16 protein-coding genes are annotated in these 15,674 nt (G+C 35.0%); 8 read left to right on the forward strand and 8 right to left on the reverse strand.

What is annotated here, in order from left to right; translation table 11 throughout:
- Positions 1–327: 327 nt before the first annotated feature.
- From OK025_RS20265 to OK025_RS20290, 6 genes are all read left to right on the forward strand, one after another.
- Complete coding sequence (locus OK025_RS20265; protein ID WP_317666543.1) at positions 328–1,275, forward strand: alpha/beta hydrolase; 948 nt, start codon at positions 328–330, stop codon at positions 1,273–1,275.
- Positions 1,276–2,117: 842 nt separating this feature from the next.
- Complete coding sequence (locus OK025_RS20270; protein ID WP_317666544.1) at positions 2,118–2,564, forward strand: tetratricopeptide repeat protein; 447 nt, start codon at positions 2,118–2,120, stop codon at positions 2,562–2,564.
- Between the two features lie 312 nt (positions 2,565–2,876).
- On the forward strand, positions 2,877–3,788 hold the full coding sequence (locus OK025_RS20275; RefSeq protein ID WP_317666545.1) for a hypothetical protein: 912 nt from the start codon (positions 2,877–2,879) through the stop codon (positions 3,786–3,788).
- A 518-nt stretch (positions 3,789–4,306) separates the two neighbouring features.
- On the forward strand, positions 4,307–4,864 hold the full coding sequence (locus tag OK025_RS20280; protein ID WP_317666546.1) for a hypothetical protein: 558 nt from the start codon (positions 4,307–4,309) through the stop codon (positions 4,862–4,864).
- A gap of 52 nt (positions 4,865–4,916) precedes the next feature.
- Positions 4,917–5,210, forward strand: a complete 294-nt coding sequence (locus OK025_RS20285; protein WP_317666547.1) for a hypothetical protein — start codon at positions 4,917–4,919, stop codon at positions 5,208–5,210.
- Between the two features lie 424 nt (positions 5,211–5,634).
- Positions 5,635–5,799, forward strand: coding sequence for a hypothetical protein (locus tag OK025_RS20290; RefSeq protein WP_317666548.1), 165 nt, complete (start codon positions 5,635–5,637; stop codon positions 5,797–5,799).
- Positions 5,800–5,961: 162 nt separating this feature from the next.
- Here OK025_RS20290 and OK025_RS20295 read toward each other — a convergent pair whose 3' ends face one another.
- From OK025_RS20295 to OK025_RS20305, 3 genes are all read right to left on the reverse strand, one after another.
- Positions 5,962–8,823 (reverse strand): response regulator, encoded by a 2,862-nt coding sequence (locus OK025_RS20295; RefSeq protein ID WP_317666549.1) that lies wholly within the window; start codon positions 8,821–8,823, stop codon positions 5,962–5,964.
- A gap of 330 nt (positions 8,824–9,153) precedes the next feature.
- Positions 9,154–9,315, reverse strand: coding sequence for a hypothetical protein (locus tag OK025_RS20300; RefSeq protein ID WP_317666550.1), 162 nt, complete (start codon positions 9,313–9,315; stop codon positions 9,154–9,156).
- A 309-nt stretch (positions 9,316–9,624) separates the two neighbouring features.
- Positions 9,625–10,002: a hypothetical protein gene (locus tag OK025_RS20305; RefSeq protein WP_317666551.1), complete on the reverse strand. Its 378-nt coding sequence runs from the start codon at positions 10,000–10,002 to the stop codon at positions 9,625–9,627.
- Positions 10,003–10,523: 521 nt separating this feature from the next.
- Between OK025_RS20305 and OK025_RS20310 the strand changes: the two genes are divergently transcribed.
- The gene (locus OK025_RS20310) at positions 10,524–10,982 is read left to right on the forward strand and encodes a nuclear transport factor 2 family protein (protein WP_317666552.1); all 459 of its coding nucleotides are present in this window, start codon (positions 10,524–10,526) and stop codon (positions 10,980–10,982) included.
- Between the two features lie 626 nt (positions 10,983–11,608).
- Here OK025_RS20310 and OK025_RS20315 read toward each other — a convergent pair.
- The 4 genes from OK025_RS20315 to OK025_RS20330 form a co-directional block, all read right to left on the reverse strand.
- A complete protein-coding gene (locus OK025_RS20315) occupies positions 11,609–11,800 on the reverse strand; it encodes a hypothetical protein (protein ID WP_317666553.1) in 192 nt (63 codons plus the stop codon).
- 20 nt (positions 11,801–11,820) lie between these two features.
- A complete protein-coding gene (locus tag OK025_RS20320; RefSeq protein ID WP_317666554.1) occupies positions 11,821–12,165 on the reverse strand; it encodes a hypothetical protein in 345 nt (114 codons plus the stop codon).
- 540 nt (positions 12,166–12,705) lie between these two features.
- Positions 12,706–13,260 carry an HAD family hydrolase gene (locus tag OK025_RS20325; RefSeq protein WP_317666555.1) on the reverse strand — a complete coding sequence of 185 codons (555 nt, stop codon included), beginning with the start codon at positions 13,258–13,260 and terminating at the stop codon, positions 12,706–12,708.
- 203 nt (positions 13,261–13,463) lie between these two features.
- Positions 13,464–13,865, reverse strand: coding sequence for a helix-turn-helix domain-containing protein (locus OK025_RS20330; protein ID WP_317666556.1), 402 nt, complete (start codon positions 13,863–13,865; stop codon positions 13,464–13,466).
- 82 nt (positions 13,866–13,947) lie between these two features.
- On the opposite strand from OK025_RS20330, the gene OK025_RS20335 reads away from it, so the two are divergent.
- The gene (locus OK025_RS20335) at positions 13,948–14,829 is read left to right on the forward strand and encodes an NmrA family NAD(P)-binding protein (RefSeq protein WP_317666557.1); all 882 of its coding nucleotides are present in this window, start codon (positions 13,948–13,950) and stop codon (positions 14,827–14,829) included.
- Positions 14,830–14,831: 2 nt separating this feature from the next.
- Here OK025_RS20335 and OK025_RS20340 read toward each other — a convergent pair whose 3' ends face one another.
- Complete coding sequence (locus OK025_RS20340; protein WP_317666558.1) at positions 14,832–15,641, reverse strand: AraC family transcriptional regulator; 810 nt, start codon at positions 15,639–15,641, stop codon at positions 14,832–14,834.
- Between the last annotated feature and the right edge of the window lie 33 nt (positions 15,642–15,674).

A 15,674-nucleotide genomic window follows, 5' to 3' on the forward strand; every position in this document is an offset into this window, starting at 1 on the left:
TATGTGGGGCGGTGTGGGTGTTAAACGGAGAATAGGTTCAAGTGGACATATTCACAGGTGAGCTGGGAGTTTTAAAGCTCGAACAGGAAGTTCCATTTTTATAAATCGGATTGAAAGTAAGATATCGGCAGATAAAAGAACCGGCTATGAAGGATTTTGATAGAAAGCATTGTCCTGTAATCAACATAGAGGTACTTTTCTATCAAACTATATGAGTCGCGGAATTGACTAATTCACTTACAATATTGTCCGCTTCAACTGTTTTGGGTATGTACTGCGTTGAGGATCGTTTTAAGTTTGCTTCAGAATCATTAAAACAATAATAAAATGAAGACAACCAGAAAATTTACTATCGCAGGCGCCCTATGTTTAAGCCTTTTTTCCGCAGTATCAATTTCGTGTAGCAACGATAATGATTTACGAATAGGGCAGGAGACAACTATTGTAAATCACAAAAATGCTAAGACCAGCTTTATCAATGTGAAAGGAACAGATTTCGCTTACCGAAGTTGGGGTAAAGACGGAGGAATTCCGCTAGTATTACTACCTGGAACAGGTGGTTCTATGGATGATTGGGATCCTGTCGTGACCGACGGTCTAGCGAAAGAATACAAATTGATCATATTTGATAATAAAGGAGTGGCATCTTCCAAAGGAGCTACCCCCAATACTATCCAGGCAATGGCTAACGATGCCATCGATTTTATCAGAGCAATGAATTTAGGGAAGGTCAATATTATGGGATTTTCAATGGGCGGATTCGTGGCTCAAAGAATTGTTTTGACGGATCCCGAACTAGTTAATAAAATAATTTTAGCTGATAGTGGGCCTAAAGGAGCTATTGGTCTTGCCAATCTTCCAAATATAATTGCTGGAAGTGCCGGACTTAGCCCTGAAGATTCCTACTTAAAATTCGGATTTACCGATTCACAGTCAAGTATTGCGTCTGGAAAATCGTCTTATGCTAGAGTTCATCAACGGATAATTGATAGAGATCCAGTGCTTAGCGATGCCAGTACATCTGCTCAGTTTAGAGCTATACTAACCTGGGCACAGCCAGATCTCGAAGCACTTGATGAAATTAAGGCTATTAAAAAACCTGTTTTAATCGTACATGGTGATCAGGACCTTCCAATCTCTATTCAAAATGCCCATAATATGAAACAAAATTTAGAAAACTCTATTCTTTTAGAGTTTTCAGATTCAGGGCACGCTGCATTTTATCAAAATTATGATACTTTTTTGGCGAGGGCTGTCGCATTTCTTGCTCAATAGGTTATTTGGAATAAAAAATGATAAATAGCTAATAGTTCGTTTGAAACGCTTATTAAACAGCGGACTACAAAAGCTTGTTAGTTATTAATGGTCTTGATACTAAAAGTAAAGCACGATTCTTTAGGCACTTTACTTTTAGTATTTTATAGAACTTTCGTTTTTAATATTTTTAAAGAAGGATTATAATGGACAACACTTGGATTGTCCCTCGATACAGGATTCTGATCAGTCAAAATCAGATGAAATTCCCATCATTAAATAACAGGGGATATGTATAGCGATCTATATCTTATAACCTTTAACAATCCAATTTTTAAATCCATTCGTACCATAAGGTGGCTCAGGAAATGCGTCACGAACGGATTTCGGATTTACTGAAATATTTGAGGATGGAGAAATGATTACAACTACTATTTCAAAAGAAATTCGAACAGATTATTTAATTAAGCTATTAGAAGGTTTTGGATTTGAAAGGGTGACACAAATTGACTATAATTGCGAAAGGATAGTCGACTGCACAACAGGATAAACTAAAGCGTATGGTTTCTCAAACTTTACTGTTTTCTTTGAAATAGAAGGGGGGGCGTCAACCATATTTGGCTTTCGATTTGCTCATGGGTTTCTTTAGTGGAAATTTCAGTAGAAAAATTTGAATTGGTTAAGTTAGTCCAATATAGTTTAGGAGAAGAATGTGACTTGATTTTAATGAAAATATGTAATTGATGTGCGGATTTTTGAGATTTTACTCAATACAATTTGTCGAATTATTTGAAGTCAATTATTTCGGATAGATATGACGTTTAGATAGAAAAAATATTGGGCATTTTGTTATTTTATATAATATGGCGAGAGGAGATAAATTATATTTTCAAGCTCTCAAAGAAGCGAGCAAAAATACTGATATAGGAGATTCAAATGCACTTGAATTATTAAATAGAGCGATTGACAAGGGTAACAGTAAAGCGCAATATGCTTTAGCGACATGGTATCTATATGGGAAAACCGTCAAAAAAGATTATAAAGTAGCCGTTAAGCTGTTATTTGAATCATCCCTTCAGAACAATGAATTGGCCTGTTTTGATTTAGCCGTTTGTTATGAGAATGGTTTTGGCATAAAAAAGAATATGAAAAAAGCTTTCTTGTTTTATTCTAAGGCTATCTTACTTGGTGAGAGACAATCTATTTACGAAGTTGGCCGCTGTTATTATTATGGCATTGGAGTTAATAAAAACCTCGACCTGGCTAACATATATCTTGCTATAGCCAGTTTGCATGGCATAAAAACGTAACTGAGTTTAAATTTGATATGAATGCTGCAAATAATAATCAGATATAAATCATTTCTTTTGAGGAATTTGGTGTCGAATAAATAGGAAAGGTGGGAAGTTCTTATGTGAAGGAAGTTTTGGGTAATCTTGGGGTAAGGCCAAAATTTAAAGTTTCGCTTTGTATTCCGCGAAGCCAGTTGTTTTGACTTTTTTCTTAAATTTATTCAATTAATTGGCTTTGGCTTACTGTGTTGCTAAATTGAAATTTTCGCTTCAGTTTCTGCCAATGGCGCCAAGCCCCCAAACGTTTTAAGAAATGCGAAAATGACGACAATGATGAAAAGCGCAACACTTTTAATTTTCGGTTTGACTTTGGTATTTAGCCAAGTTTCTGGACAAACATTTAAGCAACAATTCAACGAACTTGTTTCTAAAAACGACACGTTAAGTCAACAACAGCTTTTAGACAAATGGGAAAAAGCAGACAGCAATGACCCTGAACTTTATATCGCTTATTTTAACTATTTTGTGAAAAAGAGTAATAAAGAAGTTGTAACTCTTGGACAAAACCCAAAGGGAACTGACGTTCTTCAGATTATGGATCAAGACAGTTCTAAAAAAGAGCCTGTTGCTTATATATATGGTGACACTTACTATGATCAAAACATTTTAAAAAAGGGTTTTGACTACATAGACAAAGGGCTTGCAAAACATCCGAACAGACTTGATATGCGTTTTGGTAAAATTTATTTGCTCGGACAAATTGAAGACTATGAAAAATTCACAGCTGAAATTATCAATACGATTGACTATTCTGATGTAAACAAAAACAAATGGACATGGGCAGACAACACCCCACTTGACGACCCCCAAAATTTTATGCTTAGTTCAATACAAGATTATCAACTTCAAATTTACAACACTGAAAATGACAGCTTGATTGAAAATATGAAACGAATTGCCGAAGCCGTTTTAAAATATTACCCTGAACATATAGAGAGTTTATCAAATATTTCAATCGTCTTTATGCTGCAAAAACAGTATGACAAAGCTCTTGACACTCTTTTGAAAGCCGAGAAACTAAAACCAAAGGACTACATTGTTTTGAGCAACATTGCACAAACATATAAACTAAAAGACGACGCAATAAATGCAATTAAATATTACGAACTGACAATCAAATACGGAGACGACCGAGCTAAAAACTACGCAAATGGACAAATCGAAGAACTTAAAAAGAAATAAAAGCACTTATATTCTCTGGCAGCAAAAATGAGACTGCGCATTATCATCAAATTAGTATTGCGTCACACGCAATAAGGCATCAATTGAATCAGTTGAATTTCTTCGTTTTCATTGAGCTCGTTTGGTTTCTTCTTTCTTTTAAATGATGTCGTTCTGGTTTCAGCATTTGGATAACCGCATTGTATTTCCCTCCGCGTTGGAACGAATATGTTTCAATATCGTCAAATGGGAAACCGTTTATAAAATAGGCAGAGGTTATTGAGTCGGCGTGTAAGCAATCTTTTGACATATAAAAATTCAATAATAGTTATATCCTAAACGTTCAAAAGATTCATCTTTTTGTATATAATTATTATATAACTAAGCAGCTAATTTACATATCTAATTTGTATCTTGATTCAACATGGTTAATCTGGTTATAAGGAAAGTACTGAACGATTATGTCTCTTTCATAAACGACCTCAAACTTCATTTATCTTCTAGGTGGAAATTTCAATTAATCAAAAATAATTTAAATTATGAAAAAGGTTCTCTTTAGTTTGGTTGTGTTAATATTGACATTGGTTATTTTTGATGCGAAGGGACAAACAAAAAAAGACAACAAATACGATTTTTTTGATACCGTTGTAAACAACCACAATCAAATATTCCAGGCTTCGGGTATCCCCTCGGCCGTCGAAATGGTGCTAAAGTATTGTAAAGCGGTGGATTTTAATTTTTATGACTTGCAGATTAAATGGCAAAATAGAACGGATGGTTCTTTCCATGAATTTGACAAAAAGGAATTATACGGAGTTACTTTTTCCCGGAAATTTAATTTACCGCGGGATGAAAGTTTTCCTATGGATAGTCTTTTTCAAACGATAGAAAATGAATTGAAATCTGGTAAAAAGGTAATCATCGCGCTTCAGGTGGAAACAGGTTGGTCCATTTTTGTCGTCTATAAACAAACTTTGGATGGTGAATTTGTTTCTTACAGCAAATATGGAAGCCATACAACGATACTTAGAAATACAAAAGAAATTGTGAAAAAGTCTAATGGTACAGAAATCATAACGTACAATATTCTGTCTTAATTTTGGGAAGATGCCAGCATTTCTTATTTTATAATCAAAAATAATTTAAATTATGAAAAAGGTCCTCTTTAGTTTAGTTGTGTTAATATTCACATCTTTTGTTTTTCATTCGAAGGCTCAAACACAAGAAAAAGATAATTTTGAGTTTTTTGACACTGTCATAAACAACCACAATCAACTCTTTCAAATGTCTTGTATCCCATCTGCTGTCGAAATGATTCTAAAGTATTATAAATTAGTGGATTTTGATTTTTACGGTTTACAAAACGAATGGAAGAACAAAACTGATGGCTCTTTTCGTGATTTTGACAATAAACAACTATACGGTATTACTTTTTCTCAATAATTTGTTTTGCCTCGGAATTCAACCTTTCCGATGGACAGCCTTTTCCAAACTATAGAAAACGAGTTGAAGTCTGGGAAAAAAGTGATTATCTCACTTCCAACAGACGGCAACTGGCATATGTTTGTTGTATGTAAACAAACTCTAGATGGAGACTTTGTATCATATAGCAAACTCGGAAGTCATACATTAATACTTAGAAATACAAAATACATTGTGAAAAAATCTAATGGTACGGAAATCATGACTTATCGCACTCCATCTGGTATGTAGCCTTTTTAAGATTTTAATCCAATGATTGCATTAGTGTTACATAGTGATTGCATAGCAGGTTATTGGTTTTATAACTCCAATGGGATCTTAGCATATCAGTTATTACTGTTTTGGAATAAATATAGTCCAACTAGCATAAGTTTTGATCAAACTTGTGAAGAGGGTCAAAACTTATTTTACACTAACGAGACTCATTTATACCGACCATGAACTGATGGTGAAAAGTAATGCCTATACAAATTTGGCGGTGATCGGTATTTGGGCGTTTATTTTCTTCTCTTCGGGACTCCATATACAACAGTTACAAGGAGAGCTATAAAATCCAATAAGTGGGTTTTAGAATTTAATGAAAATTCGGATGTAGAGAAAATAGTTAGAAAATATAATATTAATGGATAAATCAGATGAGGTATTTTGCTAGAAATTACTGAAGGCCGAATTGTCTAGTCTGGCCTTCCCAAATGAAATTCAACCATAACTACTAAACGCTAATATATTTTTTGAGTACTTCAAGAAGTTCTACCCGCCGTATCGGTTTGGGAAGAAAGTCATTCATTCCGGATTCAAGGCATTTTTCTTTTTCCCCCAGTACATTTCCAGCTGTAACGCCTATGATAGGTATATGTTGATATTCTGGCAACATTCTAATATGTTGTGTTGCCTCGATACCACTCATGATCGGCATTTGTACATCCATGATAATAAGGGAAAACTGCTTTTTCCTGCATTCTTCCAAAGCCTGTAAACCATTTGCCGCTTCCGTTAGAAGTATATTGGGAGCAAGAGACTTCATTAACTTATTGTTCAGGACCATATTCACTGGGTTATCATCAACCAAAAGTACATCTAATTCTCGCTCAAATGCATGCGATTCTTTCTTAGGCTGATCCTGAACTATTTCTATTGCTGTGCTTCGGTCTACCTTTTTAAGGGTTTTGTATAGATCATGTGATTTTATAGGCTTCAACAGCAAATGCGTATTTTCTATTTTCCTAACTGAAGTAAGTATATCCAGCTCTTCCGAAGAGGAAGAAAGTACTATAAATGGAGCAACCTCTTTTCGCTGATTTAACAAGCCTTTTATTTTATCTATTGTTTCCAATCCGGACATAATAGGCATATGATAGTCCATCAAAATCACATCGAACCGCTCACCTTTCAACATGATATCCAAGGCTTCCATTCCATTAGAAGCCAATGTGGATTTGATATTTTTATAGCTAAGCATGTGTTCAAGGATAATCCTGTTGCTTTCATTATCATCCACCACTAAGGCTGATTTAATAGTCGTTTCATCCTCTTCTTTCCATTCAGACATTTCGTAAGGAACCTCAAGGTCGAAGAAAAATACAGAACCGCTGCCCACTTCGCTGGTCAGTGACAAATGACTTCGCATATATCCCAAGATATTGTTGGAGATGGTTAGTCCCAGTCCGGTGCCGCCAAATCGTTTACTGATTGAACTGTTTTCTTGGGTAAAGGCATCAAAAATATATTTCTGTTTCTCAACAGGGATGCCGATTCCGGTATCTCTTACCGAGAATCGTAAGGCAATCGTATGATCATCCATGCGTAACTTCTCTACTTTTAGTTCGATCTCGCCCTTTTCTGTGAATTTCACGGCATTTCCTAACAGATTGATCAAGATCTGTTTTAACCTGATTTCATCAATGAAAAGTATTTTTGGAAGGCTCGGCTCAACGTTGAGAAGAAGTTCGATGTTTTTTTTCTGAGATTGATAAAGAATAACATTGATGACTTGGCTTAACATATCATATACATCACTTTTTTCAATCAAAAGTTCCATTTTTCCAGATTCTATTTTAGAAAAATCCAGTATATCATTGATGATGCTAAGTAGGTTTTCCCCTGATTCATTAATGTAATTCAGATATTGTGTCTGTGTTTCATTCAGCGGTGTCCGGAGGAGTAGGTCTGAAAAACCAATAACACCATTCAAGGGAGTGCGAATTTCATGACTCATATTAGCCAGAAATTCGGATTTTGCCCTGCTGGCTATATCTGCAATTTGCTTCGCATTTTTCAGTTCCTCGTTTATTTTTACGGCATTTGTGATATTCTGTATGGAAATAATTATACCTCCAATCTCATCTTTTGTAAGATACCAAGGTCCGACTTTAAGATCGTAATGTTGAATTTCTTCTTTTCCTTCCACCTTTAGTGCAAAATCCCCATCGATGTACGTTTCTCCCAAAAGCGCATTCCTGTATATCTTTTTTCTTTCTTCGGGAATATTAGGCGATATTGTAAACAGGTTATTGCCGATAAGGTCGACATTTTTCATACTAAATTCATCTCGCCACCTGCTGCTTACAGCAACGTAGTTAAGGGCTCTGTCAAACATCGCCAAAGGAATAGGAACATCTGTAGCACAGGACTGCATCATAGCTTCTTTCTGAGCAACTTCCAGAAACATTTTTTTGAAGGCATCAATGTTCTGGATAATTCCAAAAACCCTGTGACAAACTTCATTTTCAAATTCGGGAATCCCTTTTACTCTTACCCAGATGGTGACGCCGTCGTTACGCAGAAGTTGCAGCTCCTCATCGAATGGAATTCCTTGTTCTACTGCTCTTTTAAATAGAAATTCTATTCTCGCTCTGTTTTTTCCTTCGTAAAATCCAAGGGCATTTTCATAAGTTGGTTGGAAATTAATGTTAGTTTTATGAATTTCTCGCACACTTTGAGACCAGATGAGCTTTCCGGTCTTCATATTGACTTCCCAGCCTCCCACTTGGGCAACCGCGCTTGTTTCCTCAAGCATTTCCTTCGTGTAAAACAGATCTTTTTCCAACCTATCCCGGCGCATAATGTCCGATTTTAGTTGAATATAGACGAAAATGGTGACACCAATGGCCGCAACTGCAGAAAAGATGATGAATAGAACAGTCCGTTTAGTGGAGTTATTCAGATCTTCATTTTTTAGGGCAAGCTGAACTTCCTCGTGTTTTACAAATTCCTGAACGAGCATTCGACATTTATCCATGGCCATCTTGTTTTGAACAAGTTCTTCTGGGGTCATTAATATTCCCTTTGTACGATTATAAATCAACAAGACATATTCTTTCATCAACATGTCTGAGGTATGTAACAGTTCACGAAGGATATTAACCTGGAGTTTATCGTCAAGATTAAACCTATCTTTGTTAGCAACAAGCAGCGGATATTCATTCCTGCTTTTATTGAAGGGTTCAAGAAAATCTTTACGGCCGGTAAGCTGATATCCCCGATTGCCCGTTTCGGCATTTAACAGCGTGTTTAAAATATCTTTTATTAAACTGATAGACTCCTTCGTTTTTAAAAGACTTTTCCTGCTTTCCATCTGGTTATGTATGCTAATATAAGATGCTATAGAACCAGCAATCAGCAGTATTAAAGAAAGCATTACACCTATCCGTAGATTTCTTATTATTTTTTTTGGCATTGGTCGGTAGTTTACCGTTAAGATACTAAAAAAGTAGAATTGTCTCTCTAACCAGTCAGTAATATTTGATGGCTTTCATCAAATTTCTACGTGATGACCTATATTGGAGATCTCGAGTATTGGGGTCAAACGATTCTACTTTAACCCGCATGACACAGCAGTTCCTCTGCCGATGGTATTGATTATTTTTGTGTTTTATTATGGCATAACCGTTAAATCTTATTAATTCTAATTCTTCTTTTCCTTTAGGTAAGTTGTAATATTCCATTCGTACCAGCCATTTTCGTTTACCTCTGATGCTATCATGTCTTTTGGAATTTTCTCTGTGTAAACACAATGTATTCGTTCGGTCAAATCTGCATTAAAGAATTGTTCAATATTGTTAGTCATTTGCCGTTATTTTTATCGCTCTAAAAGTATCCTTTTGCATCGAATATGTAAAAAGAGTTTTTAGGTTGGCATTTAAGTTTAGCTCGAAGAGTCCAAAATAGGGCTGAAGATATTCTTCGTCCAAATTTTCAGATGAGACATGTCGTTCGTTGAGATTTTTGAGTTTGGATAATGAGGCTACTTACCTGTCTTCTAATATACTGGAACGACTAGCTATAACAACCATAATGATTCCGAAAATTGAAAATAGCATAAAAGAATACCTGAGGTCAAAAAAAAACGAAATAAATCCAATCGCAGGTGGTCCGATTAAAAACCTAAAAAGGCTATAGTTGATACTAGTGTAAGAGATATACTTGCATTAACCTTATTGTGTTTTCCTGTTACACCATATACCGTAGGAACACTGCATGAACCGCCGAGTCCAACCATCATAAATGCTAGGGTACATACAATTAAATTTGATGATAATACAGATAGGAGTAAACCCGATGCCATGGAGATACCAGACGTTTGTATAACTTTTTTTCTACCAAATCTAACAATGAGATAATCTCCTAAGAACCTTCCGGTAGCCATCATTAAAATAAAGGAGGTATAACCCAGAATAATTAATTGTTTAGGTGCCTTTACAATATCTTGAAAGTAAACCCCGCTCCAATCAAACATTGCGCCTTCAATAGCCATGTTCAAGAAACCTATTATGCCCAGTTGAACTAAAGTTTTATCAAGGTATTTGAAGATAGAACTGCTAAAAGTAAAAGTTGTAAAATAGAGCATTTGAAAAGTGAGCTATTTAATCATAATGTCAACTGGACCATTTATAACTTTAACAGAAACTATTCTATTCAAAGTATAATTGAGAATAAAAGCGGCTAGGGGTGGAATGAATTGATTCACATGGCTAGCTATGCAAAATCTACTAAAGATCTCGACAATTTGCTATTTATTTTTATGACAATGAGAAAAAAGGAATAATTTATATAGCGTATCTCACCGAGTGGTCCATATATTTTCCTTGATATACATTAATTAAATTTCTTAAACTAGATTATTGTTGAAAAGCATCCTTTTGATTGAACTTTGTGAGGTGAAAATTGTACATCTGTTCCGTAAAAAACTGTTTAATCTATTAATTTTCTTGATAGGTTGTTCAATTATAATCTCGGGGTAGCTTTTTTACTGTCAATGTTTAAATATTTAAAAAGATGAAAACACCGAAAGAAGTTATTGAGCTGTTTTTGGCCAATACAACCAATCCAGAGGTAATGAGGCCCATTATTAATCCTGATGCCACTTACATTTCATTAAATTTTGAGAATGCAGAATTACAGCGAATATTGCCGTGGACTGGAACTCATAAAGGAGCTCAAGCCTTTATAGACACATTTGCAGGAGTTAATGAATTTTGGACAATTCAGGCATTTGAAGTTCAGGATATATTTTCAGAGGATGAAAAAGTTGCAGTTTTTGGAACTTTTACCTATACATCGCGAACATTAAATAAGCAGATTACATCTCCTTTTTCTATCCTTGCAAAGGTTAAGGGGGAGAAAATCTATCATTTTATGTTTATGGAAGATACTTTTGCGACTGCTGGGAGTTTCAGAGTAACCGCTGCCGGTAAATTCCAGAGTAATCCAAATGAACCAGAATTTGAACTGTAATATTTCTGACCCCAAATAGGCTGTGCTCAAATGGGGGCTATTTGCTTCTTTTTAATGCAATAATCGCAATATCGCTTTATATCGTTTACTAAATAGTTTGTTTGTGACTATTTTGGTTAAGGAGATTACTCCACCTATTTTGAAGTGTCTGAATTAGATCAGACACTTCTTTTTTTATTATTTAAAGATTTGCGCTTTCAAGTTTGAACCGTGAAGATTAAATCGGACTCTTGAAGAGTTTCCCCATAGTCTGTCAGTGTACACTCTCCCATATTTTTATTAGGTGTAATATTTCCTGAGCCATCTTTTACCGATAGAGTTTTTTACCATATTTTGATATCTTACGGCTATCGTCTACAAAGCCCTAGTTTTTGTCTGATGGCCTAGCTTCGATCATCAGACTAAGTTCCTCAAAATCCGTCATCGCTTCAACGTCTTTTTTTCGTTGTGGATGTATTTATCGGATATGGAAATTGATTAACTTTTCCCGGCAATAGTATTTCTATTTGTTGCTTTCTCATTGTTTTTTTATACGTCAATGATAAGACTACTATTAAATCCATTGTGCGGTTCACTGATATAGCCGTAAGGACTGCATATAATTTCGGTGTTGCCGACTTTATAGTTTACAGAAGTATAATACTCATATTGCCTAGCACATAAATGATTGGTATATCCAATGAAAGTGATTTGGGCCAGCTGATCCCTTTTACACCTAGATCAGTATCTCCAGCCAATACAAGTATATCTGCTAAATTCAGATTGATATCGTTGTATCCAAATTCTCTATGTAGGTCGCTAACGATGTGGATTTTCATTATAGATTAAGTTAGTGAATTCAATGCCAGTCGTAATAGCAAAAACGACATTGTTTTGCTGTTGGAGTTCTGGCTAGCTTCCCACAATGGGGACAGTAATTAAAAAAAACTTCAGCAGCATGATCACGCATAATACGGGTTGCTGTATCTTCATTAAATTTCTCTAGGCCATTATTCAATAAACTTAGTGTATTTTCGTCTTTGGTAAGCCATCCGGCTTTAAAGTAAACTCTCTTTATTTTATCAATATCCACATTTTGATCTATCTTTAAAAGTGAATGTGCATGTTTATAAGCGAGTTTTTCTTTTGGAGACATCAAATGAAGGTAATAGTTTATGATGTAATCTTGTTTTTCTTTTTCCATGACTATAATGGCTAAGTTTTCTTTTTCCAATTTGAAAAAACACAATTGACAACCGTTACTAGGGTGGTTAAGAAACAAATAATTAATGAGTAAAACAGCACACCTAACGATGCTCCACCTTGAAAATTAGTAGGGTCTACATATAAAAAAATATTAAGTACAAGGCTAATAGTCATTATGAATATCAGTCGAACTTTTTCTCCTTTGTCAGCTCCTAAAATTCGATATATTATATAGCAAAATGGGAGAATGTATATTGCATATAGCATTGTAAATTCATGATCTGTTGGAAACATAATAACTATTATTTAGCCTTTTTTAGCATATTCTAATATTGTCTAACACGCCTAATTTCTTTCTAAAAGTACTTTTCTGTATTGGTTTCAGCAACTTGTAAATCAAATCCATGCTCAAACTCACAGTTATAAAAAATAGGAGCTCTGAGCTTCAGTTTCTTGAAGAGATCTTTTAAAAACTCCCTATATTCTTGTATGGTTGTTTGCACAGTAGAGATTTAAATAGAAAAATACTAAAAATGATTTAAATAGACTTATCTTGATTCCTCCAATATCTTTTGTCCATTTGTCGGACATTTTCAACATTTCTAAATTTCTTTAAATAAGAAGCCAAAAGGAGTAACTCATCATCGTCAGCATTTCCTGTGAATTCAGTTATTTGGATTGCATTACCATAGTTCAACATTGATTTGTCAGCAGTATCATCTATTATAAGCGTTCTTTCCAATAAGAAGCCCTTTCGTTTCACTTTGGACAGCCTTTTAACGTAATAGTATTCATCTGTTACAATTTTCCGCTTTCTTGTTGTGCGGGATCTTCCCCAGATAAACTCAAAATCAATAGTGGCTGGTTTGATTTTATCAACAAGTTCTTGCACGTAAGCATCATCGGCAGAGCTCCAAATGGCCATTTTAAATTCTTCAGCTATCTCTGATAAAAAATAGTCTAAATTTGGACGGATATATACATAATACGGCCCTGCAACAAAGTCTTCCTGCTTTATCAGCTTATCTTTTGTAGCGTAAAGCAATGTCTCGTCTAGATCCAATACTAAAAGAGTATTCTTCATATTATTCATATAGGTTCATTTATGGGAAGTATTTCAGTTTTAATAATCTTTCATTTTACTTAAGACATTATTGTAAGTACCCTATTTTTCCAAATTTTACCAAAACCAAAAGAGAATAGCAGGAGTTTTTCTTCATTTATTAAAACGAAGTTGATAGGTCTTCATTGCGAATTTAGTAAGTTTTTTTCTAAATGAAAATGTTAATATTATCTTCAATTACGTTTAGGTAAATCTTCCATTTGCTTGCTGAATTGTGATTGATGACATTCTCCATGCTGTGTAGCCCAGACTGCCATTTCACGAAGTACAGGATATAAATCTTTCCCAGCTTTTGATAATTCATAGGTAACATGGGGCGGGACAACTGGTCTGGATTTCCTGATTACCAACCCATCGTTCTCCAGTTGTTTCAACTGTTGGATCAGGACTTTTTCTGTAATGGTATCAATCGACCTTTTAAGCTCACTGTATCTCTTTGTACCAGACAAAAGATTAAACATAATGATCGGCTTCCAATAGCCGCCAATTTTTTCCATCACAAAAGTTACTGGACATAATACATGTGCATTTTCCTTATTTTCCTGTATAACGGAGGTCTTCTTTATTGGTGTCATTTTATACCTACTAAGGGGTTAGTACTTGTACAAAAGTATGTATTAATATAGATTTGTACAATAGATTTAAATTATTGAAAATATGAAGATTACAGTTACTGGGTCGCTAGGGAACATAAGTGAAATTCTAACAGAAAAATTAGTTGGAGTAGGACATAATGTCTCCGTTATTACATCACAAGAAGAAAGTGTAGAGCAAATCCAAAAACTTGGTGCCACAGCGGTTGTGGGAAAACTGGATGATGATAGGTTTATTGGCTGGGCATTCAAAAATGCAGATGCAGTCTATACGATGATCCCGCCAAGTTATAAGACAGCTAGAGAAATCATAAAAGTTGGATCAGGATATGTTCGAGCCATTATTGAAAACAATATTCCTTATGTAGTAAACTTAAGTGGCATTGATGTACATCTTGTGGATGGACCGGGGCCTGCTAGAGTCAACTTCCAAAACGAAAAAGAGTTTAATTCAATTCAAGGAACAAATGTATTACATCTACGCCCCGGATTGTTTTATTCTAATTTTTATGGAGCAGCTGATATGATTCGACAACAGCATATTATTGGAAATAATTTTGGTGGAAAAATTATTTTGGCTCTTTCTCATTCCCATGATATTGCGCAAGTAATATTTGAAGCTTTACATAACAATAATTTCAGTGGAAAATCCAGTGCCTACGCAGTGAGTGCCGAAATTACAGGATATGAAATTACCAACATATTGGGAAGGGGTACAAAATTTCCTGATCTGAAATGGATTGAATTTCCAGATCAAGTGTTGTCTGAAAATCTGCTCAAGCAGGGAAAGACCCCAGAAATGGCACATACTTATAACTTAGACATGGGGATCACTTTAAGGAATGGTGGGTTATTGAAAGATTATTTCAAAGAAAAACAAGGAATTCTTGCTGGAGCTTCAAGCTTTGAAAAGTTTGCCGAAGAGTTTACAGAAATTTTATTTTAATGTCAGAGTCTACTTTTTAGCAGACTTGGTGCAAACCCAAACTGCTTCTTAAACGCAGATGAAAAATGAGAAAGGTTTTCAAATCCTACCTCATAGCAAACTTCCAGTGGTTTTTTTTTCTTTTCGGTAAGCTGATAATAGGCAAGTTCCAAACGTTTATGCGTTAACCATCGTTGTGGAGTCATGGTAAATGCTTTTTTGAAATCCCGCTTAAACGTTGTGAGACTTCTGCCGGTGAGATAAGCAAACTTTTCCAATGGGAGATTAAACATAAAGTTTTTCTCCATATAATCTGCAAGATTGATCTTTCCGGGCTCCTCAAAATTAGCAAGTATATGATCGATCCTTTTATCCATTGTTCTGAGGATGCAAATGGCTTCTGTAATTTTAATCGCGGCAATATCCTCTGGGATATCTTTCATGTCAAAATAAGGAATAAGCGATGCTAAACAACTTTCCAGAAGAGGATGGTTATTAAAACAAAAAATTCTTGCTGAACTTTGCGGTTCGGAATCTATATTCTTGTCTGCATAAAAATTTTTTAATGTTTCTAATGATAAATGCATAACTACCGTTTTGTGAGGTTCACCGTCTTTGGGGTAATTAATGATAGTGGCCAACTGGTTTCTGGGAATCAGAAAAATATCCCCTTTTCCAAATAAATAGGTAGCATCGGCCTGTACAATCTTGGTTTCTCCGGAAAGAAACCATACCAACATATGCTGGTCAAACATAATGTCCGATTTGAAAAATTGGTCTTTATAGCTGGACAGCTTTATATCTTCGGTTATGTATCGGGCTTGGTATTCCATGATTTTTGCTTTTTTATGAAAGAAATCAATAAG

It is taken from the genome of Sphingobacterium sp. UGAL515B_05 (assembly GCF_033097525.1).
Taxonomy (GTDB): Bacteria; Bacteroidota; Bacteroidia; order Sphingobacteriales; family Sphingobacteriaceae; genus Sphingobacterium.

Excerpts from the sequence above, each read along its gene's own strand:
- OK025_RS20285 (WP_317666547.1), top strand. The coding sequence starts at position 4,917 with ATGAAAAAGGTCCTCTTTAGTTTAGTTGTGTTAATATTCACATCTTTT.
- OK025_RS20280 (WP_317666546.1), top strand. The coding sequence starts at position 4,307 with ATGAAAAAGGTTCTCTTTAGTTTGGTTGTGTTAATATTGACATTGGTT.
- OK025_RS20325 (WP_317666555.1), bottom strand. The coding sequence starts at position 13,260 with ATGAATAATATGAAGAATACTCTTTTAGTATTGGATCTAGACGAGACA.
- OK025_RS20315 (WP_317666553.1), bottom strand. The coding sequence starts at position 11,800 with ATGAAAATCCACATCGTTAGCGACCTACATAGAGAATTTGGATACAAC.
- OK025_RS20310 (WP_317666552.1), top strand. The coding sequence starts at position 10,524 with ATGAAAACACCGAAAGAAGTTATTGAGCTGTTTTTGGCCAATACAACC.
- OK025_RS20335 (WP_317666557.1), top strand. The coding sequence starts at position 13,948 with ATGAAGATTACAGTTACTGGGTCGCTAGGGAACATAAGTGAAATTCTA.
- OK025_RS20330 (WP_317666556.1), bottom strand. The coding sequence starts at position 13,865 with ATGACACCAATAAAGAAGACCTCCGTTATACAGGAAAATAAGGAAAAT.
- OK025_RS20300 (WP_317666550.1), bottom strand. The coding sequence starts at position 9,315 with ATGACTAACAATATTGAACAATTCTTTAATGCAGATTTGACCGAACGA.
- OK025_RS20265 (WP_317666543.1), top strand. The coding sequence starts at position 328 with ATGAAGACAACCAGAAAATTTACTATCGCAGGCGCCCTATGTTTAAGC.
- OK025_RS20320 (WP_317666554.1), bottom strand. The coding sequence starts at position 12,165 with ATGGAAAAAGAAAAACAAGATTACATCATAAACTATTACCTTCATTTG.
- OK025_RS20340 (WP_317666558.1), bottom strand. The coding sequence starts at position 15,641 with ATGGAATACCAAGCCCGATACATAACCGAAGATATAAAGCTGTCCAGC.
- OK025_RS20305 (WP_317666551.1), bottom strand. The coding sequence starts at position 10,002 with ATGGCTATTGAAGGCGCAATGTTTGATTGGAGCGGGGTTTACTTTCAA.
- OK025_RS20275 (WP_317666545.1), top strand. The coding sequence starts at position 2,877 with ATGATGAAAAGCGCAACACTTTTAATTTTCGGTTTGACTTTGGTATTT.
- OK025_RS20295 (WP_317666549.1), bottom strand. The coding sequence starts at position 8,823 with ATGGAAAGCAGGAAAAGTCTTTTAAAAACGAAGGAGTCTATCAGTTTA.
- OK025_RS20270 (WP_317666544.1), top strand. The coding sequence starts at position 2,118 with ATGGCGAGAGGAGATAAATTATATTTTCAAGCTCTCAAAGAAGCGAGC.